Below are 23463 nucleotides of genomic sequence, written 5' to 3' on the forward strand. Positions count from 1 at the left end.
TTGTCCGTACAGAAAGAAAGCAATGCTGTTATCGATTATGGAGATCCGGCAGTAACCGGAGGCGTATCGGTATTCTCGAAGGAATTTGATGAGTTATTTTATTATGACGGTGACGATCTCGGCCTGACCTATCGTCCGCAGGAGAGTCAATTCCGCCTGTGGGCGCCAACGGCGAGCGAGGCCTATGTGTTAATCTATTCCGATTGGAAAACAACAGAGGCGGACCGTTATGCGATGACCCGCGATGTATCGGGAACATGGCTTCTGCGGGTGAAAGAGGACCTGAAGGGCCGGTTCTATACCTATCAGGTTCGCATCGGCGAACAATGGAATGAAGCCATTGACCCCTATGCCAAGGCCGTGGGCGTTAACGGCGACCGCGCTTATATTCTGGATATGTCGGATACGAATCCGGAGCGCTGGACCGAAGAGAAGCCCAAGCTGGAAAGCGCTGTGGATGCCGTCATTTATGAGCTGCATGTTCGGGATTACACGATCCATCCGGACAGCGGTGTTCATCATAAAGGTAAGTTCGCGGGGCTGACCGAGGCGGGTACCAAAGGACCTGATGGAATCCGGACGGGGCTTGATCACATTGTGGAGCTCGGGGTTACCCATGTGGAGTTGCTTCCCGTATTCGATTATGCAACCGAAAGCGTGGATGAGACGCGGCTTGATGAGCCGCAATATAATTGGGGCTACGATCCGAAAAATTACAATGTACCCGAAGGATCCTATGCGACGGATCCATATGTGCCGGAGGTGCGGATCCGCGAGTTCAAGCAATTGGTCCAAGCGCTGCATGATCGCGGTCTCCGGGTCATCATGGACGTGGTTTACAACCATGTTTACGACGGTTATTTAATCAATTTCACTAAGCTTGTGCCAGGTTATTATCTGCGGTACAAGAAGGACGGCAAGTTTTCGAACGGCTCGGGCTGCGGCAATGACACGGCAACCGAGCGGCCGATGATGCGCAAATTCATTGTGGAATCCGTCCTGCACTGGGTCCGGGAATACCATGTCGACGGCTTCCGCTTTGATCTGATGGGCCTGATGGATGTGGAGACGATGAATGAAATCCGCGGAGCGCTTGATGAGATCGATCCGTCGATCATCATGATCGGGGAAGGCTGGGTCATGGACACCGAGCTAGCTCCAGAGCTGCGCGCGAATCAGCAGCAGGCCGTCCGGATGCCGAGAATCGGACATTTCAACGACGGGTTCCGGGATGCGGTCAAGGGCGATATCTTCAAATTTGAATACAAAGGTTTTATTAGCGGCGGAACTGGGCTCAAAGAACGGGTGAAGCAGGGAGTTGCCGGCGGCATTTCGTATTCGGACGATATACGCTCGTTCGCGTCCGAGCCGGATCAGAATGTGAATTATGTAGAGTGCCACGATAATCACACGCTCTGGGACAAAATCCAGCTCTCCACCGCAGGAGAGAGTGACGAGATTCGCCGGGACATGCACCGGCTGGCATCAGCCATCACGCTTACCAGCCAAGGCATTCCGTTCATCCATGCCGGTCAGGAATATTACCGGTCCAAAGGCGGGGTCGAGAACAGCTATAATAAGCCGGATGAGGTCAACCGCCTGGATTGGCGGCAAGCGGCGGAGCATCAGGATGGCGTGAAATATATCCGGCGGCTCATTCAGCTGCGAAAAGAGCATCCGGCATTCCGACTGCGGGATGCAGATACGATACGAAAGCATTTACGCTTCGAGGCTTGTCCGGAGCATGCCATCGCCTTCACGCTGCGAGACAACGCCGGCGGCGATCAGGCCCGGCATCTTTATGTTCTCTATTATGCCGGCCGAAGCGAGGCAACCTTGCGTCTGCCGGAGCTGGGAGAATGGACCGTCCTACTAGGGGAAGAAACGATCAAGCAGCTGTCTCCGAAATCCCTGACCGTGGATGGAATCGGGGCTGTTATTCTTTCTTGCTGAATGGCCGGCAAAACTTAAGCGAATATTACCAATAAATGAGCAATGCCCGATTCTATGATCATCTGATATGCTGAGGATATCAGATGATAGAATCGAGGCGTACCACTTGAAGAAATATGTTCTGGCGTTATGTGTTTTTCTGTTACTAGCAGGCGTGATTCATCCTGTTAAGGTATCGGGACTTGAGGCTCCAAGCCAACCCGCGTTTCATGATATCTCCGGTAGCTACGCAAAGGAAGCGATTTTGCGATTGGCGAAGCGGGGGATCATTAGCGGGGACGGCAATGGAGCCTTTTTGCCGAAAAATCACATCTCCCGTGCCGAATTCACGGCGATGCTGACAAGGCTCCTGAAACTGTCACCCGTGAATAATGACCTCTCAGCGTTCCGGGACGTGCGCCCGGCTGCCTGGTATTACGGCTATATCCATGCCGGGCTGAACGTATCGATTGTGAAGGGGAGCGGCGCTTATTTCTATCCGAATGCGCAGATTACCCGGCAGGAGGCTGCCGTCATGATGGTCCGAGCGATGAAGGAGAGCGGTAAAGGCAGCGGGAGCAGCGCCTGGAGATACTCGGACTCGGGTTCCATAGCCGACTGGGCCTGGAGCGCCGTAGGGCGCGCAACGGAAACGGGCTGGCTGCAGGGCAGCGAAGGCCGGTTCAGGCCGCAGGATCCGATTACCCGTGAGGAGACCGCCATGCTGCTGGACCGCGTTCTGCGTACGGGCAATGTCCAGTCCGTGCTGGACCGCCAAGAGGGAGCAAGCGTACGCATGGGATGGCTGTATAATGGAACAACAAGCCAATATATCAGCTATGCTAAGCGGGCTGGACTGAACGTTCTGGTGCCTCGCTGGTACTACCTGAACAGCTCCGGCAAGCTGTCGGATTATACCGATACGGCGCTGCTGAATTGGGCGCACAAGAACGGCCGCGAAGTGTGGGCGATGATCGGCAACCGGAGCAATGCCGAGATGACGCATCAAATCCTTGGCAGCCGGGCGCTCCGGCAATCGGTGATCAGCAGCATCGCCGACAATACCGTGAAGTATAAGCTGGATGGAATCAACATTGATTTTGAGAACGTGATGCCGCAGGATCGCGAGAATCTGACGCTGTTCGTTACGGAATTATCAGCTGAAATGAAGCGACTGGGTGCCAAGCTGTCGATTGACGTATCCCCTGATCTGAACTCGGATTGGACGGCGGCATTCGATTATGCGGCACTTGGCAGGCATTTGGATTATGTCGTGCTGATGAGTTATGACGAGCACTGGGGAGGCTCGCCCAAAGCAGGCTCCGTGTCGTCCCTTCCTTGGTCGGAATCTGCACTAAAGCGGCTGCTGACCCAGATTCGGGCGAGCCAAGCAATCGTCGCCTTTCCGCTGTATACGAGGGATTGGAAGCTGGCATCCAGCGTCTCCTCCGAGGACATCACCTTGGTGGAGCAGGGGCGGCGAATTCGCAGTCTCCAGGCTCCGATATCGTGGAATGCGGAAGTGGGGCAATATGAAGCAGGATACCGATACGGCGACGTTCAGCATCGCATCTGGACGGAAGACGCCCGTTCCTTGTCCGTCAAGCACCTTATGGCTTCGGCTTATCAAGTTGCCGGTTTTGCCTACTGGTATCCGGGAGCCGAGACAGTTGACGTCTGGAAGGCGATCCCGAACGCCCAGCGTTATGCTTCCTATTCATTCTACATTCAATAAGTGGTCCCGAGACAAACTTGCGTGATAAACATAGTCATCGAGGTGTACCGGCTATAGTTCACTTCGCGCCAAAAGGCTGTATCTTGGCAGGTAAATGCCTGCTTAGATACAGCCTTTTTGATGTTTAAACGGATGCTGCTTAGACTATGATTTGATTAGCTTACGATCCGCCGCCATGATGTCGGTCAAAAAGAACAAAACCACGATGCTTTTGTACTTATTGACTATTGGCGCTCAGGATTACGGCGTCTCAGACCGGCAAGGCCGGCAAGACCAATCAATCCAAGCCAACCCCAGTCCATATCATTGTCATTGCCTGTAGCATTTGCGTTATAGCTGTTGGTGTTCACGTTGTTGGTGTTCATATCGTTTGTATTCATGTTGTTATTATTCGCAAAAGCCGGAACCGCAAGCACCATAGCCAAACTCAATCCGGCCAAGAACGAAGCAATGATCTTCTTCATCGTGACACAACTCCTTTCCGTTAAGGTGATTTATTTGTAGAGGACAGGTACCAGAATTATATTGCCCTTTGTGAGAGGGATTATTCTTTATTAGGCAGCAAAGATAAATTATTTTCCAATGCAGAAAAACACCGGACCCCCTGGAAAGGCACATAAAAACCCCGGATCAAGCTCGGGCAAGAACGAGCTCCGGGGTATGGTTACGATCATTGCATTTTCTTTGTTAGAACGAACAGTCTTCTTTATTGGGTCGAACCGTCGCCAAGGAACCCGGTCTTGAAAATATTCAGCAAATATTCAAGCGTAATCGGATCACTATAGGTGGCGGCCTCGGTATCGATTTCAATGACATGTCCGTTTGCAACGGCCGGGATGCCCTTCCAAATATCGGTCTTCATGAATGCGGTATCGGCTTGCGAATTTCGGCTAAGTACAATATAATCTCCCGCATAATCCGAGAGCACCTCTTGCGACAGTGCAAAATAGCCGGGGCCGAGCGCATCCTTTTCGACTTGTTCAGGCATATTCAATCCCATGGCCTGGTACAGGATTTCGGTGCCACGCGCCCAGTTATTGCCGAATACGTAGAAGTTCTTGGCCGAATCGGTTTCAAACACGGAAACGGTGACGTCATCGCCTTCTTTGGCTTTGATTTCGCTGCCGATGGCTGCCGCACGGTGCTTGAAATCATCGATCCATGCCTGTGCTTCTTGCTCCTTGTTGAGCAGCTTTCCGATCTCCAGCTGCTGGGACAAGTAGTCCAGCTTTCCCCAGGTAAAAGCAACGGTGGGAGCGATTTGACTAAGCTTATCGAGATTCTTCATTTCGGTCCCGGCAATAATGAGATCCGGATCCTGTTCGATAATGGTCTCGAGGTCTTCTTTCGATACGACGGTTACGCCCTCCAACTTGTCCGTGAACAGCGGATTCGCATTCGTCCACTGATCGACGCCGACCAGCGTTCCATCAAGCGAGAGCACATTTGGCGCATATGTCAACGCGACGATCCGTTGTGGGTGGGCCGGTACTTTAACGGGACCTTTCTCCGATTGGTACGTAATCGTCCCTTCGGATGGAGCGGCGGCCTTCGTCGTGTCCGCATTTTGACTGCTTTGAGCGTCAGGAGTTGTTGAAGCCGATGAGGCTGGCGTTCCGGAACCAGTGCCGCAAGCGCTGAGGATAACGAGAAGCACAACGATAAAGGGGATGAACAGCTTATTCTTCATTTCGATTCTCCTTGTATGTAGAATAATGACATATGCACTAAACGATAATGATTATCATTTTCATATATGAGATACTGTAAAGGATCGTTTGCCGACTGTCAATCCATAATTTTCAGTTAATAAGGATTAACAATCATAAATCGAAGTTGAGTTCTCTCTAGTGCGAGGGAACAGCATGTTTACTCTTGCAAAGGGAATTTTCCATGGTACAATAATCGAAACCTATAGGAGGATTTTACTAAAGGGGGAGTTGGCTGATATGGGGGGGAATGCAGAGCAGCGATTGGCACAGATGGGGATTGCTTTGCCGGTGGCCAGCGCGCCGGCAGCAAAATATGCCAATTACGTCATCGTAGACGGAATGATGTATGTGTCTGGGAAAGGTCCTTCGGGTCATCCGAGAGGCAAACTGGGCGTGGACTTTACGACTGAGCAGGGATATGCGTTCGCCCGTTCCGTCGCCATCGAAGTGCTTGCCGTGTTGAAGGATGCTTTGGGCTCTCTCGATCATGTGAAGCGCGTAGTCAAGGTCCAAGGGTTTATCCATGCTTCACCGGATTATGAGGAGCATCACAAGGTGCTGAACGGCTTCTCTGATTTAATGGTTGAAGTGTTCGGGGATAACGGAAGCCATGCGCGATCCGTCTTTGGTGCGATATCCCTAAGGGACCAACTACCGGTGATTGTTGATTCCATGTTTCAGGTGGAGGTCTGATTGGGACTGCGTCAAACTGATGGCATCCCGAGAGCTTAAACCCGGGAGCCGTTAATCTTTCATCAGCCAACAGCACATGCGATGAACCGCCGCTTCATGCTGCGGCGGGGGAAAATGATGCTTCAGATCCCGGTAGAAATGAGTCTCTACCTGCCGGCCAAGCTCCGCGAGCCTGTCCGCCATTCGATAGCTGTGCCCGATAAGGACCTGCTCGTCGCGGGTCCCGTGGACGATGAGCACCGGGATCTTAAGCTGCTCCGCGTAATGCAGCGGAGACCTAGCGAGATATCGCTCCGGCACTTTGTTCGGAGAGCCGCCGATAACCCGTTTCATCATTCGTCTGAGGTCGATCCGTTCTTCATATGTTTGGGCCAGGTCCGATACCCCGCTCCACAGAATGAGCTTCGCAACCACCGGCGAGATAACCGCTGCTTTGGCGGCATTGATCGCACCGCGGGAGAAGCCGAGCAGATAAATCCGGGCCGGGTCGATCCACGGTATGTCCCGGAGCCAATCGATTGCGTTTACGACGTCCATCGTATCGGCTCCGCCGAACTCATCCCGCCCCTCGCTGCCTTCGTTTCCGCGATATGCAGGGGCGAAGACCGCGAAGCCGTGCATGGCGAACTCCTCGACCCACTTCAGACGCACCGCCCCGACGCGGCCGATCCCGCCCCTGCAATAGATCAGGAGAGGAAGCTTCCGGGTTGATCCGTCAGGATGTTGAAATTCTTTATACGGGCGCCATGAGCAAGCCAATGTGCCTTTGACCGAAACGCCGGGCCGGGTACCGGCAGTGTCAGCCATGGAATGACTAAGGGCGTGGGGAAGCTGAGGGGGAAGGCCCAGGTACCCCTTAACATGAAGTCCTTCGGAAACGTAATCAATATGATATATCATGATGAATCGACCTCCAGCTGTAACCCGATGGATACGGTTTTTGAAATCTTTTATGCCAATGCTTTTGTTATTTGAAGCCGCGCGCTGTCAACATTCTTGTTAGTATAGTATTTACTGCAGCAAGAAATCAATATTTTGCGATCCTAATAGCCAGTGGCCGGCATCCGCGAACAAAACCGGTAGAAATCCGCTGGACCCCGGTGGAAACTTTTACAATTTGCACATTCTCGAATCCTATGCTATATTAATTATCCGGACAGGTTGTCCTTTCATAAGATGGCGGTCGTGGCGAAGGGGTTAACGCACCGGATTGTGGCTCCGGCATTCGTGGGTTCAAGTCCCATCGATCGCCCTTTATATTATACATAACCGAGAAGAGAGAGCCGTAAGGCTCTCTCTTTTTTTTGCATCCCTCCAGTGCTGTCAGTCCGCATGGAAGATGATATAATGATGGGGAAACCGAGGTGAGTGAATATGGCTAAAAAGAAACGCAACGTACCCGCTCCGAGTGCTTCTCAGGCCGACAAGCCGGCAACGTTGAAGGATCTTCTGAACCCCGAGCTGCTTCAGAAATTGAAGGAGACCTCCGAAACGTTGAAGGCCTCGGAGGCTGAGCGTTTGGAGAAAGAAAGACAGGAGCGCGAGGCCGCCCGCGCAGCGGAGCAGAAGCGCAGGGATAACGATTTTGAGTATTTGCTGGAGAACAGTGATATGGACTGGAAACGATACAAATGACAGATGGACGATAGCCGCCCCGTTGTTATGATCTGGAGAACCGAACTTGCCTTTCCCCTTATGCAGCGATGCAGGCTTATCTTGAAGTAATCCAGAAAGAAAGTTACAATAAGTAAGTAAAATACATGCTTATAGGGGGTAAGACATTGAAGGTTGAGATTTGGTCGGATTTTATGTGTCCGTTCTGTTATATAGGAAAGCGTCGTTTCGAGAATGCACTGGCATTATTTCCGAATAAGGATCAGGTCGAGGTGGTTTACCGGAGCTTCGAGCTTGATCCTGGCGCATCGTACGAGCCGGGAGTGTCGATGGATGAATTGCTGGCTTCCAAATACGGGATGAGCATTGAGCAGGCCCGGGCGGCGAACGCCAATGTTACGCAGCAGGCGGCTAGCGTCGGCCTCACGTATCACATGGACCGGATCATCCCAGCGAATTCCTTTGATGCCCATCGACTGGTTCATTTTGCAAGCCAGCATGGCAAAATGAAAGAGATGACGGAGCGTTTGTTCTACGCTCATTTTACGGAAGGCAGCAATTTGCAGGACCGCTCCTTGCTCGCCGACCTGGCCGCTGAGGTCGGATTGAAGCGAGAAGAGGCAGAGGCCGTGCTTGAGGGTGACGCCTACAGCTCTGAAGTGCGCGCTGATGAAGCGGCTGCCAACCAGCTGGGTATTCGCGGGGTTCCTTTCTTCGTGCTGGGAGGCAAGTACGGCGTATCCGGCGCACAGCCGCTGGAGGTCTTCACGGACGCCCTGGAGAAAGCCTATCGTGAAGCCCATCCGCTTGTGATGGTGAACGAGAAGGATGAGGGGATATGTGCCGACGGATCCTGCGATCTGCCTGGCAGCACGAAATAAATAGGTGATGATAACAGCCTGAAGATGCATCGTTCGCATGATCTTCAGGCTGATCTCTTATCACCGTCCTATTACATATCGATGGAGGTTATTATGGACGAACTCCCGACGAAGGAGCTAATCATACATATTCAGCGCTCCGAAACAGCGTATATGCACGATCGGATGGATGCCATTGCGAAACGGCCGGGCAATCCGGAGGGCGTCGAGGTGGAACGTTTCGGGAATGCGTTGTGCATGTACAGCAAAACAATGCCTTGGCTTTCCTTTAACACCGTCAAAGGCATCCAATCGGAAGACATCAGCCATCTTGATGCGATCATTGATTTCTATCGGTCGAGGGACCGGAGATTTCAGTTCGAGATCGTGCCTTCCACGGCAAATCAGGAACTTTTGAAGGCGCTTGCGGAACGAGGGTTATACCAGTCAGGGTTTCACAATTCGATGTATATGTATCCGATTAACGTGGAGGAAGAGAGCGATTCGGCTGTTGCGATTCGTCAGGTCGCCGAGAATGAGTTCGAACGGTATGCCATGATCCATTGCCGCGGAACCGGGCTTCCAGATCAGGGGATCCCGTCCGTGGCCGCAAATAACCGGGTGCTCTCCTCGCGGAAAGGCTGGAGATTTTATCTTGCCTATGTCCAAGATGAGCCTGCCGCAGCTGGCGTGATGTACATCAATGAGGGCGTTGCCTCTCTTACTTTCGGAGCGACTCTGCCCGATTATCGCAGGCACGGCCTGCATCGGCTGCTCCTTCGCCATCGGTTCCGGATCGCCCAGCAAGCAGGCTGCGCTTTAGTGGTCGGCCAGTGCGCGTTCTTGTCGCAAAGCCACCGCAATATGGAAGCGGTCGGCATGCGGCTCGGATATGTGCGGACGACGTGGACGGAAAGGTAGGACCCTGGGGGATAGCCACAGGATAAGACCGACCCTTCTTTCTGACCGACCGGCGGCATAATTTTGCGGGGAGGGTTAGTTTGTTAGTTGGTTCTATGGGTGCAGCCGGTCCGGGAAAGGAAAAAGATTGAGCATGCAGGACATAAACTTTCGGAATATCGATTTTTTGTATCAGGGAACGGAGAAGCAGAAGCAGGCCGCTGTCGTCATGGAAGACTTGGGGGTGTTTGCCCATCTTGCGCGTAATGATCCCATTCTCGTTGGCACGGTCCCTATTGGCATCGACATCCCGGGAAGTGATCTCGATATCGCCTGCCACGTTACGGAGTTCGCTGCATTTGAACAGACCATCCGTCGGAATTTCGGACATCTGCCGGATCTGTCGGTCGTTAGCCGAAACGTAAATGGTGTTGATCGCATCGTGGTTCGATTCCGCCATAGAGGCTGGATGTTCGAAATATTCGGCCAGCCTGTGCCGACGGAGCAGCAGAACGGATACCGGCATATGGTCGTAGAGTATCGGCTGCTTCAGCTGATCGGGGGAGCCGGGAGAGAACGGATTATCGCAATGAAGCAAGCGGGAATCAAGACGGAGCCGGCTTTTGCGGAGCTGCTGGGAATACCGGGCGATCCCTATGCGGCGCTGCTGGACATGTATTACTGGCCGGATGACCGGCTAAGCGGATTATATTACAAATTATTAGCGAGGGAGAGGAACGAAGATGCGTGAGAAGGAGCAGCTGCTTGGGCAATATGGGGAATGGATCGATCGGGTGAAGGAGCTTGCCGAACGGGATGAAACGTTGTGGAGCACACCGGTGGCGGAAGGCAAGTGGACGGTTCGCGAGGTTGTCTGTCATATTTTCAGATGGGACGAATACTTTTTCACAGAGGCGATTGAGAAAATTGCTCGCGGGGAAGATCCGACCTCTGAACACTTGGACTATGACGAGTTTAATGAAAATGCGAGGCATTATGCGAAAGCGTGCACGACCGAGGCGTTGGTCCGCCAGACGATTGCCGCGCGTGAGCGGCTGATCGAAGCGATCCGGGCCATGCCGGAAAACGTGTACGAGGGGGAATATACGGATAAGGACGGTCATCCGTTTAAGGTGGCGCAGTTTATGAAGGATTTTATATGGCATGACAACCATCATCTAAGACAGCTGGAGCTGGTAGCGCTCATGTGAGCCGCGAGTGGATTACACAAGCTTCCTACAATGCGAGTCAATACTTTCTTTTATAGATTCAGGGTCGTTATTGATTTATACTATAGGCAACTGACGATAGAAATGAGTGAACGCAATGCCGACGGGTTATTTGGATATCACGTCTTATTTTACGGAGAGCAACCTGGAGTGGTTTCTGGAGCAGTTCAGAGCGCTTGGTCCTTTGCCGGGCATCCTGCTGACCTTCTTGAAGTCCTTCGTTCCGCCAATGCCGACGATTGTGATTGTAGGGGTGAATGCCGCCGTATACGGGTTGTGGGAAGGGTTCCTGTATTCTTGGATCGGCATGATTGCAGGCTGCCTGACAACCTTTCTGCTGGTTAGGAAAATATCCGACAGCCGCTTGCTCTCGCGCTGGGCAGCCAAGCCCAAGGTGCAGCGGGGGATGCGTTGGATTCAGAAGAACGGGTTCAGTTACGTGTTTCTGCTCGGCATTTTACCGGTCGGTCCGTTCGTCGCTGTAAATATCGCCGCAGGACTGGCGAGAATGCATATTTTGTCCTACCTGCTGGCTGTTACATTAGGAAAAGGGATTATGGTATTCTGCGTATCCTATATTGGTGCGAACCTGTCGGACATTGCGGCCGAGCCCTATAAACTCGTTGGCGTTCTGGCCTTTATCGCGCTTTCCTTATGGGGGAGCCGGCGGCTGGAAAGCTATTATTTAAACAGCCATGCGAAGAAAGCGGAGCAATCGCCCGTTACCGACCTGAATAGCGAAGCACCTTAATGTGGTCATGCCGGTTGGCCGGGGAATGAACGATCGTCATTGCGATATGTTGCGCTGCCTGCCATTCTAGATTTACTTGGGCGTTTAGCATAAACGGTTATCGGTACGATCACAAACAAGCTCCATTCATTCGTGTCTTGAATGATTGGAGCTTGTTTTGTGATGATATGCTGAGAGTTACAGCTTTTTGCGTTTATACAGCGTAACGACAAGACAAGCCGCTATGAGAAGGAGGACGGAGATCCCGGTATAGATCAGCTCTTGCATATTCCCTTCCTCCTGATCCTGGCTGCGGCTCCAGTCCTGCGGCCCCATGCCCCGGCCGCCCGGCATTCCTCCGCCCATACCGCCGCCGAATTCGCCAAAGCGATTCGTCGGCTGCTCTTGATTGGCATTCGGCTGCCCGGTTTGAGCGTCGGTGTCCGGAACAGGCGCATCCCCGGGCACCGCTCCTTGGCCAGCTGCGTCCTCTTGGGACGGTTGCTGGGCTCCTTGCTGCGACCGCTGAGGCAGCTGAGCTTCCTGTTGCGACTGCTGAGGCAGCTGACCTTCCTGTTGGGATTGCTGGGACGTTACCAGCGAGGACTCCTGCTGGGCTTCTTGCCGTGATTGCTGCTGCGACAGCTCCGGTGTCTGCTCTCCAGCCGGCGCTTGCGATACGGGAACGGCGTTCCCGTCATCAGCGGTGCTGCCGGCTGCGAGCATGTTTGCCGCGGTGGTTTCGGCACCGCCGGTGGTCTCCTCGCCGTCTCCCGGCGGCATGCCGCCTGCATCGCCCTGACGCATGCCGCCCATCCCTCCGGGCCCCATGCCGCCTCCGCTGCCGCTGCCGTCTCCCGAAGAAGGGAGCGTCCCGTCCAGCTGCTGCTGGATATTCTCCGATGATTGCTGGACGAAGCTGAGGAGGGCAGGGATGGCTTCTTCGTACTGCTCATACGTATAGAAAGGGCGCGGATCCTGACGGACGTGCTCCGAGATTAACGTCTTAAGCTCTTCCACGCGCTTAGCAAACGTTTCTTGCTTGAGATAGCCATCCAGCATGTCCTGAAGGATGGCATGGTAGCGCTCCTTGTATTCATCCGCCTCCAGGAGCTTCGCAACGAGCGGCCGTTCGGCTAAGGCTCCTTGGGTAGGTTCGTCGATCAGAATATTGGAACCGCCGAACCCTCCGAAGGCCATGTTGTAATCCCACGGGAGAATGGAGAAGACGCCTTTATTTTCATATAAATAGTAATTTTGTTTGTTCATGCCGAGATAGCTGTCCATATTCGAAGCGGCCACGTTTAAGGCGATATACTTCAACGCCTGGTCCACATCGAGCACCTGCTCGTAATCTGAGCCGTTATTCAGCTCGTCCAGCATGTCGATCAAGGCGTCGTCATTGGAGGATTTGGACTTCATTTCAAGTCCCGTATACGAATCCGGATCCTGGCCGAGCCAGGTCAGATCGCTGCCGGCTCCGGTCATCACGCCCTTATACAATGCGCCGTATGCATTGCCGAAGTGGCGTTCCAGATATGCATCGCCGATCTGCTCGACGGCAAGGTAGAACCCCCACAGCTCACCGTTGATATAGACATTGACGTATGAGAAGCCGGGCGTTGGCAGGCCTGCGGAGGCTGCCAGCTCATAGGCGAGGAACTCTCTCATGTACGTGGCGTCGCTGTAGTTGTTGTTGAGATTGATTTTGCTGATCCCATCCAGCGTCTGATTCACATATTCATCGAAGGACAGCTTGAAGCTATATCGATCGGAGTCGGAATTGACCACGCTCCGCAGGCTAAGGTTACCTTTGGTCCGGATGCCGACATGTTCGAACTTCTGCCCGTTATATTCGACCGAAGCCTCTTTATATTCCTCCGCTTCGGCATTGTCGATCATATCCGCAAAATCCGCTTCATCGATCGTAATCTTCACATCGATAACCTGATCCTTCGGGAACACCGCCGACACGCTTTCCTGCGCGGCTGCATTTTCATCCTCCGCTTTGTTCGCCTGGCTTGCGCCGGGCGCCAGCCAGTGCTGACAGCCGGACAGGAATAGCATCAGAGCCAGCAAAAGGGACAGGGGAGCCGCGGCATATTTTGTTTTCATATCAAGACACCACCTGTCTTAGGATACATAATCGCCGCTGTAGCTGATCAGGACCGCGTTATGGACGCCGGGGAGCCCGGACAGCTTGTTGACGAATTCGCCTTCGGCATCCTTCAGTCTGACTTCCACCGTCAGCTCGATGTTCCCGTTCGTTACGGTCTTTTGCTTCAGATTGTAACGCTTCACCGCTTCGGCGATGCGAGTGCGGACCGCCTGCTCGCTCTGCTCGTCCTGACAATGGATGACAAGGAGGTAGGGAGTGTCAACGGACGCTTTTTTAATGAAGAAGAACAGAATGAGGCCTACGACCACGGAACCGATCGCCGCCAGCGTATAGAATCCGGCGCCGGTTACGATACCGGCAACAGCTGCCCAGAACAGAAAGATCAAATCGGTCGGGTCTTTGATCGGGGTCCTGAAACGAACGATGGACAGCGCGCCGACCATGCCGAGCGAGAGCACGAGATTGGAGTTGATGGCGATGATGACAACCGCCGTAATCATGGTCATTCCGATCAGGGACACATTGAAGCTCTTCGAATAGAGCACCCCGCTGAATACCCGTTTATACAGCAGATATATAAACAATCCGATGACAAAGGCCATGGCGAGCGTAATCAATATTTTGGCGATGCTGATATCGGATGCGAAGTTCTCCAGGACGGATTTTTTGATAATATTAGAAAAGTTGGTCGTTTCGTTAGACGTTACATTCATGAATTATTGATCCTCCCAAGCGTTATACTTTAAAAATTTTCGGCATATGACATATTTCGATGCGGACTGCCGCTGAAGTCCCTCCAGCTGCAGGGCGATCTTGATGTAATCCGGTATATACTCGTCATACTTGACTTCAAGAATGATCAGATTCTCATCAATAGCCTGAATCGGCAGCAGCTCGCGGTTGAACAGATCGACGGAGTGGAGCCCTGTACGCAGCTCCTTGTCGAACGTGATCCGGACATTACCGTTTGCGCATACGTACGGTTCGCGGACATAATCGACGATGACCTTCGGGCGAAGCAGGTTATGCTTCATCTCGTGATAGAGCTCCATCATCAGAGGCTTGTCCGGCTGGTACAGACATTCGTAATCTCCCGCCATAATCCGGTCCGTCATCTCCCTCGTAAGGGGTTCTTTCAGCTTCGCGATGTAGTCGCGGAACTTTATCTTTTTCTCAAAATGGATCACGTCATCCTTCACGTTATAGATGCGGATCCGGTATTTTACGCGGTCCCGGACACCGGCCAGCTTCTCGTGCAGCGCTTTGTTATTGATATCGTCGAAATACAGGCTTCGGATATGGTATTCTCCGGACGGTCCCGCATGGTTATCGTGACGGATCAAATGGTTCAACCGCTGGCGGATGATCCGGTATTGATGCATGTTGACAAAAAACTTCAGTTCATTCCGGTATTTCAATCCTTTCTTCATGCTTCCACCTCATTTCTGTCAGTTCGCTTATTTGCTTCTGAAACCATGCTATCAATCGTTTCTGATTTCTGGCTTAAATCCAGCTGAATGTAAACTGAGTGTTTTCGTAATGTAAAGCGTGCTCCATTTGTCGAACAGGTATGGTAGGATGAAACTAGAAAATGAAAGAGGATAGGGCGATGTGAAATGCTATACTATGTGGCGGCCTTATGGATCGCGGCAATCGTGCTGCTGGCGAACCAGCCGCGGCAAGAGGTGAATCGCTGGGCGGCTTTCTTCTTATTCAGCTCAGGCGTAGGCGGCTTAACCGCACTCCTTGAGCCGGACGGCTTTATACCGGCTTCGTTTGAGCCGATCATTCAAAGCTTCAATCATACGATGTCGCCATACGGGGTGCTTGTATTTTGTATCGTGTACACCCGGCAGCAGATCGATCCTCTCAAGCTGCGGTACTTGAAGCTCGGGCTGCTTCTGCCCCCGCTTGCATCGGTAATCCAAGTCATTCTTTCGCATGAGCATCGGATCGATTTCGGACTGCTGCTTGTTTGGACGGCTACGTATTACTTTATTTCCTGCTATTTGTTAATTCGGGCCTATGCTCAAGAAATAAACCCGTACAGACGCAGAAGTCTGCTGATCACGGCTATGATCATGGTCCCCACGCTGCTGGGTGTAATGCTTCTGATTAATGTCGGCAGCCTGTTATTCCCGGGTTACGATTTCTTTCAATATGTATCACTGCTGATTGTTTATTCATTCGGCGTCGGGTTGATCTGCGTGTTCGTTTACGGTGTGCTCGGCATGCGGCTGAAGGTTGAACGGGATCCGATGGACCGTACGATGGAAGCAGTTTCGACGGGAACCTCCCTGCTGAACCACACCCTCAAGAATGAAATTGGAAAAATCGCTCTAAGCACGGAAAATGTAAAGCAAATGCTGCTCCCAAACCAAGGTGCGGTGCTTACGCAGCTCAGAATCATTACGCAGGCATCGGAGCATCTCCTTGCGATGACGGAACGGATCCAGCAGCAAACCAAAGAGCTTGTCCTGAAGGTGCAGCCGATTCGGCTGGATCAACTCATCGAGGAGCTCGTGCAGCGCGAGCAGGAAATGCTGGACAGTCATGGCATCGAGGTGAAGCTTCACATCCGGCAGCGCCCGTGGCTGCTGATCGATCCGGTTCACGTTACCGAGGCCGCGGGCAATCTGCTGCGAAATGCGGTCGAGGCTGCGCCCGGGGACGGAGTGATCGAATTGACGGTGGATGCCGGACGGCGAGGCGCGGTGGTGTCCGTCAAGGATTATGGCGACGGCATTCCGGACGGGCTGCAGGCGCGGGTATTTGAACCTTTTTACAGCACCAAGAAGGATAAACGAAGCAATTACGGACTGGGTCTTTCTTACGCTTACCATGTGATGAAAAAAAGCGGGGGATCGATAGGCCTGCAGAGCCGCCAGGGGGAAGGAACCGAGGTGTCCTTGTATTTCCCCCGCCGGGTGTTAATACGACTGGCAGGAAGGGGAGAGGAATGAATCCGATACGAATTTTTCTGGTTGAAGACGATCCCGATTGGATTAAGGCAATGACCGTGTTTCTGAACGGACAGGAGGACATGCTGGTGGCGGGTGCGGCCCAGACGCCCGAGCAGGCTGCGGAGATGGCGCGGGTCCTTTCGTTTGATGTTGTGCTGATGGATATACAGCTTACCCCGGCACAACTGGACGGCATTTACGCAGCGGCCGACATATTGGAAATCAGGCCGCAGGCAAAAGTGATCATGCTAACCTCCATGGATGACGAGCAGACCATCACGCAGGCTTTTACGGCCGGCGCCGCGCAATATATCGAAAAGACCAGGTTCAAGGAACTGCCGGCGGCGATCCGGGGCGCCGTGCTGCATGCCGGTCCGATGGAAGCGCTGCTGAAGGAATATTCCCGCTTAAAACGGGAGGAGCAGCTGCGAGGCTTAACGCAAGCGGAGCGGGAAGTGTTCGAGCTGATGGAGGAAGGGTACACCCATGCCCAGATTGAGCATAAGCTGTTCAAGTCGGAAAGCACATTAAAGAATCAAATTAATAAAATCCTGAAAAAGCTTGGCGTAAAGAGCGGCAAAGAAGCCGTAGAAAAGGTGCGGCGAAAAGGGATCGTAAAGGACCGTTAGGGGTTAGGGCGAACGCCCGGTGCAAGGTATTGAGCCAAAAACATAGCGTATTTATTGTGGGGGTACTACGAAATGTAGTACCTTTTTTGGCTTTGGTTCTATGAAAGTCGGAACTAACCGGATCGCGGAATCGGCTGTATGCTAAATGCAGCAACACCCGGCGAACGAAAAGTACCGTTACACCGGTAAAATTGCTGGTATGGAGGAATTAGAGCATGAAGAGGAAGCCGATCTATGTAGAAATTGATATCGAGTCAGATCCGGATACGCTGTGGAAGCATACGCAGCAACCGGAGCTGCATCAGCAGTGGGACCTGCGGTTCTCAAGCATCCATTACTTGCCCAAAGGTGATTCCGAGCTTCAGCGGTTTCTATATAAGACCCGAATCGGATTCGGTCTTACGATCACCGGAATAGGGGTAACCCATGCGGTTTCGCGGCGGGACGACGGGGAACGGATGTCGGTGCTGCGTTTTGGCTCGGATCAGAACATATCTTTGATCCGCGAAGGCAGCGGTTACTGGCGGTACCGGGATGGAGGGAGTGGCGTCATAACCTTCTCGACCCAATATGATTACAAAACACGATTCGGGTTAATCGGCGCCTGGTTTGACCGGCTGGTGTTTCGTCCGCTGTTCGGGACGGCTACGGCCTGGAGCTTTGACGTGCTGCGGCTGTGGCTGGAGAGAAGCATTCCGCCTGCCGTTTCGATCCGGCAAACGTGGATTCATGCATGCAGCGTATTGACGCTGGCCATGCTGTGGATCTACGAGGGATTGGTGCCGAAGCTGCTGTTCCCGGAGGGCGGGGAGCTGGAGATGCTGCAGCATCTCGGCTGGTGGAGCGGTCAGGAACGTGCTGTCCTTGGTATGCTGGGCGGTTTTGAAATATTGGTGGGCTTGATCAGTCTTACCTTTCATAAGAGCCGGTGGTGGTACAGGCTCCAGTCCGTCCTGCTGGCTGCATTGATGCTGGGAGCGCTCATCCCCGATCCTGCCTTGCTTAAAGCGCCGTTCAATCCGCTGCTTCTAAGCGGTACGATGCTGGTTCTATGTCTGCTTGCCTCCTGGTCTTCGACGGATCTGCCGAGTGCATCCCGATGCTTGCGGGAGCCGGTCGCTCGAAGGACAAGTAAAGCCCGGCAGAAGGAGGAGAGGGCATGACATCCATTTATGAGCAGGCGCTGGGCCCGGAATTTCGGAAGCTTCATCCCAAAATCCAGGAGAGGTTCGGGTTCGGCAGCAAGGACAAGGTCGCTTCGATCGGCGAAGGGACCATGGATGAAATTTGGTATGCGCGCTGGGCAAAGCTCCCGCTCCAGATCGGGACGGTGCGTCACATTATGTTCCCGGAACGTGGACTCCATATCCCTTTCCGGATTGAGAACTACGCCTATTTGGATCGTTACGGACGAGAGACGGTGACCTGGTGCAGAAGCTTTCATTTTCCGTCCGGCATTCGAAGATTTGACGCGACGATGATTTACAGCCATGAGCGGAACGGCATCGTGGATTATCTGGGGAACAAGCAGCATTTAGCGGTAGACCTTGAGGTGTCGGCGGGCGGCAACGGCGGAATAAACATTCGCTCCGGGGAGCAGCGGTTTTACGAGGGGTGGCTTGGGTTTCGCTTTCCGGCGGGACTCACGGGAACGGCCGATGTGTGCGAATGGTATGATGACCGGCATCAAACCTACCGGATTCGGGTGGATGTGCTCAACCCGCTGTTCGGGCCTGTCTTCCGCTATCGCGGAAGCTTCCAGGCCCGATTCCTATCGACGCGGGACAGCGGTATTCCTTCGCATGTCAAGCCGCTGCGCGAAGAAGCTAGAGTGTAGCGGCCTCGGCCGCCTTCTTGCTCTTAGGCTCCCGGAACATGCGGTAGTACAATAACGACGAGAAAACGTAAAGCGTGCCCGTAATGCAGAAGGTGATCGCATATCCCCAATAGCTGCCGTAGGTGGTAACCAAAGCGGACTGCACCGGGCCCATCGTTGCCCAGCCCATCATGAATGCCGTCTGGGTCACGGAGTTTGCGATTCCACGTTTGTCGTCCGGCACCCGGTCGATCAGAATGGAGGATTGGATCGGGTTGGCCGCGTTCATCAGTGCCTGACGGAACAGGAATCCGATGGACGCCACGATCAGGATGTTGGTAAAGCCGGTCAGCACCAGGAAAGGCAGGGACATGACCTGGAAATACACGACGGCCCGAACGGCGCCGACCCGGTTAACCAGCGTAGGCCCGATCAGCATGGATACAATCGTCATCACTTGTCCAAGGGAGATCAGAATGCCGACCGCCGAGAGCGATACCGAGAACCGGTTCGTAAAATACAGATTCAGATACGGCACGACGAGGCCCGAGCCCAGCCCGATCAACAGCTGTGCCAAGGCGAATTGGCCGATGACTTTATAGTCATCGCGTTGTGCTTTCTTGCCGGCACCAGCTGCTGCAGGCTGCAGCGAAGGCTTGTCTTTCGTGAAGGACGGCTGCTGCTTCGGTACCGTTTCCTGGTCGGGATGGACAGGCTGCGGTTCCTGCGGTTCGAGAGATTCCCGCTTGTCGGTTGTAAAGAGCAGCGGAACGAAGGCAGCGAAGGTGGCGATGCCCCCGATGAGCAGTGCGAACTTCAAGCTGCCGACTTTGTTCATGCCGAGCGCCTGCAGGGCATCGGCCAGAAATCCCCCTCCCATGCTGCCAAGCACCTGGGAAGCAAGCACGAGGGAGGCATGAATGCTGAAGATGCGCATGCGCGCCTGCTTGGGCGTGTTTTCCGCCAGAAAAGGAATGGCGAGCACCTGGAAGAATGAAGCGAACAATCCGGTGTAAACCGCCAGAGCCATTAAGCTGAATTCGCTTTCAAACAGGGAACGGGCGATCAATCCTGCTCCGCTGAGCAGCGCGCCGAGCACCAGGATCCGTTTGCGGCTGGTGCGGTCTCCGATCAGCCCGATCGGGATAAACAACAGTGCGGTAGCCAGGGATTGAACGCTTACGACGGTACCGTTCATGGAATCATTATAGCCGAGGCTTTGTATGTACAGATTGTAGAGCACGCTGAACATGCCTGTACCGAACTGGTACAGGACATTGGAAAGGAAAAAGAGCTTAATATTACGCGGCCAGGTTCGCAGCTCATTTGCTGACCGTTGTATAATTCCCATGATGATACCCCCTAATATTGACAGCAGCAACCTCTATATTTTAGCAGGTTCGCTTCATGGGAGGAAGAAAAGATTCCAGGAGAACCCGAAAAGGTCGACCATATTATGGGAAAAGTGGGCGGCTCCCAGCTCTTCTGAAGGGAGTCTGAGCCAAAACTCCATAACGCGCCGCTCGGGGTTATTCCGAAATACCGTGTGAAGGCACGGGAGAAGGTAAACAAATCCGAAGAAATGGCTTGGTTCCGTTGCCGGCTCGGATCGCTCGAATATCCACAGCTTTGACAGCCACGCTGATTTCACGAGGTTTTACATATACATAGACAAAATAACAAAATGTCTATATAATCAATATGTGATTGTCAGTAGCTCAATATATGAAAAGTGGTGTTAGTATTGGATCATACGGAACGATTTTGGAATGCTTCGATCGATGAATTGAAACGGGGCTATGTTGAGGAAAAGGCAGGCTTCTTGTGCCTGCTATGCGGCAAAGCAATCGAGAAGGGGATCATATACCCCGACCATGACAAGCTATATGAGGCTGAACGGTATATGACGGTTCATATTCAGCGTGAGCACGGCTCGGTATTTCAATATTTGTCGGGCCTGGATAAGAAATTGACCGGGCTGACAGAGCATCAAAACCGGCTGCTGCAGCTGTTCTATCAAGGGAAGAGCGATAAAGAAGTGCAGCAGGAGATGGGGATCGGCAGCGCGTCCACGATCCGCAACCACCGATTCGCGTTGAAGGAGAAGGAACGCCAGTCGAAGGTGCTGCTGACCATGATGGAGCTCCTTAAAGAAAAGGATAATCATGCGCCGGCCATTGTGGAAATTCCGAAGCAAGCCCGAATGGTCGATGACCGCTATAACGTAACGGAGGAGGAACGGCAGGCGATTCTGGCAAAGGTGTTTCCCAGCGGGACTCAAGGCCCGCTGAAGACTTTCAAGCTTAGGGAGAAGCAGAAGTATGTCGTGCTCCGGGAAATCGCGACGCGCTTTGAGCCCGGCAGGGTATACACCGAGAACGAGGTTAATGATTTGATCGGGCGCGATAATCCCGATTATGTTACGATCCGCCGTTATCTGGTGGAATACGGCTTTATCGACCGCAAGGATGACGGCAGTGAATATTGGCTGATGACTTAACTGTTCACGTAGATGGCAATAAACAGTATCAATGAAGCGCCGAGCAGCTTGTATCGACGGTACCGGATACCGCATCGGGAACTGAAGAAGCAGGTTGTTAGAGGCAGTGCAGGAATACAAGAGGAGGCAAGGTAACTGTGAACCGTAGAGCGGAATTGACGCAGATGTACAAGGAAATCAAGATCATCGCCGGAGTCTATCAAATCCGGAACAAGGTGAACGGGAAAGTGTTTGTCGCGGGTACGCCGAACTTGAAAACGATAAACGGCAAGCGCTTTGAACTGCAGATGGGAACCAGCTATAATAAAACGCTGCAGCAGGAGTGGAACGAATTCGGCGAGGATGCGTTTGAATTTGAAATTTTGGAGCAGATTGAGCCTAAGCCGGGTGTCTTTTTCGATATGAAGGACGCGGTGAATAAGCGGGAGGAGCATTGGATACGGAAGCTTGAGCCGTTTGGTGATAAAGGATATAACCCGCCGCCAAAAAATAACGGATAGGAACAGGGGACTTTCCTCGCAGATCTTGCAAAACCGAGCTTACAGAGATGATATTCCTTCCATTTGCATGCGCAGCTATGGTGAGATATGATGGGTTCAGCGGCTTAAATCGCTTCCATAACTATTTCATAAATACGAAAGCGAGACGTGAACAACATAATGAGATCCATAGCATGGGTTACCGACAGCACAAGCACGATCGATCCTGCGTTCGCCCGGGACCATCATATCTATATTGTGCCCTTGCGATTGATTCTTGGACAAGAAACGTATCGGGAAGGCATTGATGTGACGGCTGAAGCCTTTTACGAGAAAATGAAGGATGAACCCAAAGTCAGCAGCTCCCAGCCTCCGATCGGGGAATTCATCGAGCTGTACGAATCCCTGAAGGGACGATATGATGACGTCATTGCAATCCACTGCTCCTCCGAGCTGAGCGGGACACTGCATTCGTCGATGCAGGCTGCCGAGATCGCTGAGGTACCCGTGGTAGGAATAGATTCGAGAGCCGGGGCTTTCCCGCTCCGTGAAATGATACGATCCGGCATTGAGTGGCATAAGCAGGGCGATACCGTGCAGATGATCAAGGAGAAGATCCAGGGCATGGTCCATAATATGTCCTTCTACCTGATTCCAGCCAGTCTGCACCGGCTGCACAGCAGCGGCAGAGTATCGGGGACGCAGCTGCTTCTGAGCAATCTGCTCCGGATTCATCTTTTGCTTCGATTCGAAGAGGGCAAAGTGATCGTCGAGGAGAAGATTCGCACGTTCAAGAAGGCCAGACAGCGAATGCTGGAGACATTGAAGCATGAGATCCAAATGATTAAAAAGGTGTGCATTATGCATGCAAATAACGAGGCGGAAGCAGAAGAGCTGCGGAAGGAAATCAGCGGCGCGCATCCGAGCGTGAAGACCGAAGTCATGACGTTCATTCCGGTCGTCGGCGTTCATGCCGGCGAAGGAACGATCGCGATGTCCTGGATTCGGCATTATCCAGCGTAATTATTGTTATATTATTAGTAGAGCCTGCAGAAGTTAACTGCAGGCTCTTTTCTGCTTCGCTCCCAGCGGCTGTTGCTGCTGTTCATGCGAAAGTGCGCATACGGCGGATCTCCTCTGATATGGAAAGAGCGATACCGCCTGCAGGAAGCTGTCAGCGGTTCGAATCCGTACGCGAGGATGCATTCATACTAGGGTGGGTAATGGCTTTGGAGGGCCAAGAGATTCGAATCCGTGTATCAGGTTGTATATGTAAATAGGTCAGGTGTGAGCTGGCTTGAGGAAGATGTCCAAGGAATGATTCAGGAAGGGAGTGACCCATTGTGAAGATTATCATTACGCAGGCCGAAGCGATGGAACGGAAAATATGGGATGACGTTATGCTGATGTTCGGTCTAAATGAGGACGACAAAATCGCCGACACGGAACAATTCATCTTGACGGAGGAGCAGGCCAGGCAGCTGAACCTGATCAGTTAGGAAAAAGGAATTTGAAGTTTCGGAGCCGAATAATTACGTAGCAAGGTTTATAA

Annotated in this window: 24 protein-coding genes and 1 tRNA gene; 18 read left to right on the forward strand and 7 right to left on the reverse strand. The window is 52.8% G+C overall.

Features of this window, described 5'->3' with window-relative positions; translation table 11 throughout:
• Together pulA and BBD41_RS25785 are read left to right on the forward strand one after the other, a co-directional pair.
• Positions 1–1953: a type I pullulanase gene (pulA, locus tag BBD41_RS25780; protein ID WP_099479404.1), complete on the forward strand. Its 1953-nt coding sequence runs from the start codon at positions 1–3 to the stop codon at positions 1951–1953.
• 106 nt (positions 1954–2059) lie between these two features.
• Positions 2060–3667: an S-layer homology domain-containing protein gene (locus BBD41_RS25785; protein WP_099479405.1), complete on the forward strand. Its 1608-nt coding sequence runs from the start codon at positions 2060–2062 to the stop codon at positions 3665–3667.
• A gap of 224 nt (positions 3668–3891) precedes the next feature.
• Here BBD41_RS25785 and BBD41_RS25790 read toward each other — a convergent pair whose 3' ends face one another.
• Both BBD41_RS25790 and BBD41_RS25795 read right to left on the reverse strand, forming a co-directional pair.
• On the reverse strand, positions 3892–4131 hold the full coding sequence (locus tag BBD41_RS25790; RefSeq protein WP_077566961.1) for a WGxxGxxG family protein: 240 nt from the start codon (positions 4129–4131) through the stop codon (positions 3892–3894).
• Between the two features lie 242 nt (positions 4132–4373).
• Entirely contained in the window at positions 4374–5357 is a 984-nt protein-coding gene (locus tag BBD41_RS25795) for an iron-hydroxamate ABC transporter substrate-binding protein (protein WP_099479408.1), read from the reverse strand.
• A 259-nt stretch (positions 5358–5616) separates the two neighbouring features.
• On the opposite strand from BBD41_RS25795, the gene BBD41_RS25800 reads away from it, so the two are divergent.
• The gene (locus BBD41_RS25800; RefSeq protein WP_099479410.1) at positions 5617–6072 is read left to right on the forward strand and encodes a RidA family protein; all 456 of its coding nucleotides are present in this window, start codon (positions 5617–5619) and stop codon (positions 6070–6072) included.
• Between the two features lie 51 nt (positions 6073–6123).
• Here the strand turns inward: BBD41_RS25800 and BBD41_RS25805 are convergent, their stop codons facing one another.
• Positions 6124–6972 carry an alpha/beta hydrolase family protein gene (locus BBD41_RS25805; protein ID WP_099479412.1) on the reverse strand — a complete coding sequence of 283 codons (849 nt, stop codon included), beginning with the start codon at positions 6970–6972 and terminating at the stop codon, positions 6124–6126.
• A 279-nt stretch (positions 6973–7251) separates the two neighbouring features.
• Between BBD41_RS25805 and BBD41_RS25810 the strand changes: the two genes are divergently transcribed.
• The 7 genes from BBD41_RS25810 to BBD41_RS25840 all read left to right on the forward strand — a co-directional run bounded on the left by BBD41_RS25810 (position 7252) and on the right by BBD41_RS25840 (position 11426).
• Positions 7252–7324: transfer RNA gene (locus tag BBD41_RS25810), tRNA-His, on the forward strand.
• Positions 7325–7446: 122 nt separating this feature from the next.
• Positions 7447–7707: a YqkE family protein gene (locus BBD41_RS25815; protein WP_099479414.1), complete on the forward strand. Its 261-nt coding sequence runs from the start codon at positions 7447–7449 to the stop codon at positions 7705–7707.
• A 146-nt stretch (positions 7708–7853) separates the two neighbouring features.
• Positions 7854–8567, forward strand: a complete 714-nt coding sequence (locus tag BBD41_RS25820; RefSeq protein ID WP_077566956.1) for a DsbA family oxidoreductase — start codon at positions 7854–7856, stop codon at positions 8565–8567.
• Between the two features lie 93 nt (positions 8568–8660).
• Positions 8661–9467 (forward strand): GNAT family N-acetyltransferase, encoded by an 807-nt coding sequence (locus BBD41_RS25825; RefSeq protein ID WP_099479416.1) that lies wholly within the window; start codon positions 8661–8663, stop codon positions 9465–9467.
• A 133-nt stretch (positions 9468–9600) separates the two neighbouring features.
• Complete coding sequence (locus BBD41_RS25830) at positions 9601–10197, forward strand: DUF4269 domain-containing protein (protein ID WP_099479418.1); 597 nt, start codon at positions 9601–9603, stop codon at positions 10195–10197.
• Positions 10190–10657, forward strand: coding sequence for a DinB family protein (locus BBD41_RS25835; RefSeq protein ID WP_099479420.1), 468 nt, complete (start codon positions 10190–10192; stop codon positions 10655–10657). The genes BBD41_RS25830 and BBD41_RS25835 overlap by 8 nt, the downstream gene beginning before the upstream one ends.
• A gap of 115 nt (positions 10658–10772) precedes the next feature.
• Positions 10773–11426, forward strand: a complete 654-nt coding sequence (locus BBD41_RS25840) for a TVP38/TMEM64 family protein (RefSeq protein WP_099479422.1) — start codon at positions 10773–10775, stop codon at positions 11424–11426.
• Positions 11427–11603: 177 nt separating this feature from the next.
• On the opposite strand, the gene BBD41_RS25845 is transcribed toward BBD41_RS25840, so the two are convergent.
• Genes BBD41_RS25845 through BBD41_RS25855 form a run of 3 tightly spaced genes read right to left on the reverse strand, consistent with a single transcriptional unit; the run spans position 11604 to position 14954 of the window.
• The gene (locus BBD41_RS25845; protein ID WP_099479424.1) at positions 11604–13520 is read right to left on the reverse strand and encodes a CotH kinase family protein; all 1917 of its coding nucleotides are present in this window, start codon (positions 13518–13520) and stop codon (positions 11604–11606) included.
• Between the two features lie 18 nt (positions 13521–13538).
• Entirely contained in the window at positions 13539–14237 is a 699-nt protein-coding gene (locus tag BBD41_RS25850) for a DUF4956 domain-containing protein (RefSeq protein ID WP_099479426.1), read from the reverse strand.
• Positions 14238–14240: 3 nt separating this feature from the next.
• A complete protein-coding gene (locus tag BBD41_RS25855) occupies positions 14241–14954 on the reverse strand; it encodes a polyphosphate polymerase domain-containing protein (RefSeq protein WP_099479428.1) in 714 nt (237 codons plus the stop codon).
• A gap of 186 nt (positions 14955–15140) precedes the next feature.
• On the opposite strand from BBD41_RS25855, the gene BBD41_RS25860 reads away from it, so the two are divergent.
• The 4 genes from BBD41_RS25860 to BBD41_RS25875 all read left to right on the forward strand — a co-directional run bounded on the left by BBD41_RS25860 (position 15141) and on the right by BBD41_RS25875 (position 18953).
• Positions 15141–16487, forward strand: coding sequence for a sensor histidine kinase (locus BBD41_RS25860; RefSeq protein ID WP_099479430.1), 1347 nt, complete (start codon positions 15141–15143; stop codon positions 16485–16487).
• Positions 16484–17116, forward strand: coding sequence for a response regulator transcription factor (locus BBD41_RS25865; protein ID WP_099479432.1), 633 nt, complete (start codon positions 16484–16486; stop codon positions 17114–17116). Before BBD41_RS25860 ends, BBD41_RS25865 begins: the two co-directional genes overlap by 4 nt.
• A 215-nt stretch (positions 17117–17331) precedes the next feature.
• Positions 17332–18279: a DoxX-like family protein gene (locus BBD41_RS25870; protein ID WP_099479434.1), complete on the forward strand. Its 948-nt coding sequence runs from the start codon at positions 17332–17334 to the stop codon at positions 18277–18279.
• The gene (locus tag BBD41_RS25875) at positions 18276–18953 is read left to right on the forward strand and encodes a DUF4166 domain-containing protein (RefSeq protein WP_099479436.1); all 678 of its coding nucleotides are present in this window, start codon (positions 18276–18278) and stop codon (positions 18951–18953) included. The genes BBD41_RS25870 and BBD41_RS25875 overlap by 4 nt, the downstream gene beginning before the upstream one ends.
• Here BBD41_RS25875 and BBD41_RS25880 read toward each other — a convergent pair.
• Positions 18943–20283: an MFS transporter gene (locus BBD41_RS25880; protein WP_099479438.1), complete on the reverse strand. Its 1341-nt coding sequence runs from the start codon at positions 20281–20283 to the stop codon at positions 18943–18945. The genes BBD41_RS25875 and BBD41_RS25880 overlap by 11 nt on opposite strands.
• Before the next feature lie 393 nt (positions 20284–20676).
• Between BBD41_RS25880 and BBD41_RS25885 the strand changes: the two genes are divergently transcribed.
• The 4 genes from BBD41_RS25885 to BBD41_RS30070 all read left to right on the forward strand — a co-directional run bounded on the left by BBD41_RS25885 (position 20677) and on the right by BBD41_RS30070 (position 23410).
• Positions 20677–21432: a DUF2087 domain-containing protein gene (locus tag BBD41_RS25885; RefSeq protein WP_077566942.1), complete on the forward strand. Its 756-nt coding sequence runs from the start codon at positions 20677–20679 to the stop codon at positions 21430–21432.
• A 137-nt stretch (positions 21433–21569) separates the two neighbouring features.
• Complete coding sequence (locus BBD41_RS25890) at positions 21570–21932, forward strand: GIY-YIG nuclease family protein (protein ID WP_099479439.1); 363 nt, start codon at positions 21570–21572, stop codon at positions 21930–21932.
• Positions 21933–22091: 159 nt separating this feature from the next.
• Entirely contained in the window at positions 22092–22934 is an 843-nt protein-coding gene (locus BBD41_RS25895; protein WP_099479442.1) for a DegV family protein, read from the forward strand.
• Between the two features lie 320 nt (positions 22935–23254).
• Positions 23255–23410 (forward strand): hypothetical protein, encoded by a 156-nt coding sequence (locus tag BBD41_RS30070; protein WP_167392995.1) that lies wholly within the window; start codon positions 23255–23257, stop codon positions 23408–23410.
• Positions 23411–23463 lie beyond the last annotated feature (53 nt).

It is taken from the genome of Paenibacillus ihbetae (assembly GCF_002741055.1).
In the GTDB taxonomy this organism is placed as follows: Bacteria; Bacillota; Bacilli; order Paenibacillales; family Paenibacillaceae; genus Paenibacillus_AQ; species Paenibacillus_AQ ihbetae.

Coding starts and splice junctions, on each gene's coding strand:
- BBD41_RS25790 (WP_077566961.1), bottom strand. CDS start 4,131: ATGAAGAAGATCATTGCTTCGTTCTTGGCCGGATTGAGTTTGGCTATG.
- BBD41_RS25795 (WP_099479408.1), bottom strand. CDS start 5,357: ATGAAGAATAAGCTGTTCATCCCCTTTATCGTTGTGCTTCTCGTTATC.
- BBD41_RS25800 (WP_099479410.1), top strand. CDS start 5,617: ATGGGGGGGAATGCAGAGCAGCGATTGGCACAGATGGGGATTGCTTTG.
- BBD41_RS25805 (WP_099479412.1), bottom strand. CDS start 6,972: ATGATATATCATATTGATTACGTTTCCGAAGGACTTCATGTTAAGGGG.
- BBD41_RS25815 (WP_099479414.1), top strand. CDS start 7,447: ATGGCTAAAAAGAAACGCAACGTACCCGCTCCGAGTGCTTCTCAGGCC.
- BBD41_RS25825 (WP_099479416.1), top strand. CDS start 8,661: ATGGACGAACTCCCGACGAAGGAGCTAATCATACATATTCAGCGCTCC.
- BBD41_RS25830 (WP_099479418.1), top strand. CDS start 9,601: ATGCAGGACATAAACTTTCGGAATATCGATTTTTTGTATCAGGGAACG.
- BBD41_RS25835 (WP_099479420.1), top strand. CDS start 10,190: ATGCGTGAGAAGGAGCAGCTGCTTGGGCAATATGGGGAATGGATCGAT.
- BBD41_RS25840 (WP_099479422.1), top strand. CDS start 10,773: ATGCCGACGGGTTATTTGGATATCACGTCTTATTTTACGGAGAGCAAC.
- BBD41_RS25845 (WP_099479424.1), bottom strand. CDS start 13,520: ATGAAAACAAAATATGCCGCGGCTCCCCTGTCCCTTTTGCTGGCTCTG.
- BBD41_RS25850 (WP_099479426.1), bottom strand. CDS start 14,237: ATGAATGTAACGTCTAACGAAACGACCAACTTTTCTAATATTATCAAA.
- BBD41_RS25855 (WP_099479428.1), bottom strand. CDS start 14,954: ATGAAGAAAGGATTGAAATACCGGAATGAACTGAAGTTTTTTGTCAAC.
- BBD41_RS25860 (WP_099479430.1), top strand. CDS start 15,141: ATGCTATACTATGTGGCGGCCTTATGGATCGCGGCAATCGTGCTGCTG.
- BBD41_RS25865 (WP_099479432.1), top strand. CDS start 16,484: ATGAATCCGATACGAATTTTTCTGGTTGAAGACGATCCCGATTGGATT.
- BBD41_RS25870 (WP_099479434.1), top strand. CDS start 17,332: ATGAAGAGGAAGCCGATCTATGTAGAAATTGATATCGAGTCAGATCCG.
- BBD41_RS25875 (WP_099479436.1), top strand. CDS start 18,276: ATGACATCCATTTATGAGCAGGCGCTGGGCCCGGAATTTCGGAAGCTT.
- BBD41_RS25880 (WP_099479438.1), bottom strand. CDS start 20,283: ATGGGAATTATACAACGGTCAGCAAATGAGCTGCGAACCTGGCCGCGT.
- BBD41_RS25895 (WP_099479442.1), top strand. CDS start 22,092: ATGAGATCCATAGCATGGGTTACCGACAGCACAAGCACGATCGATCCT.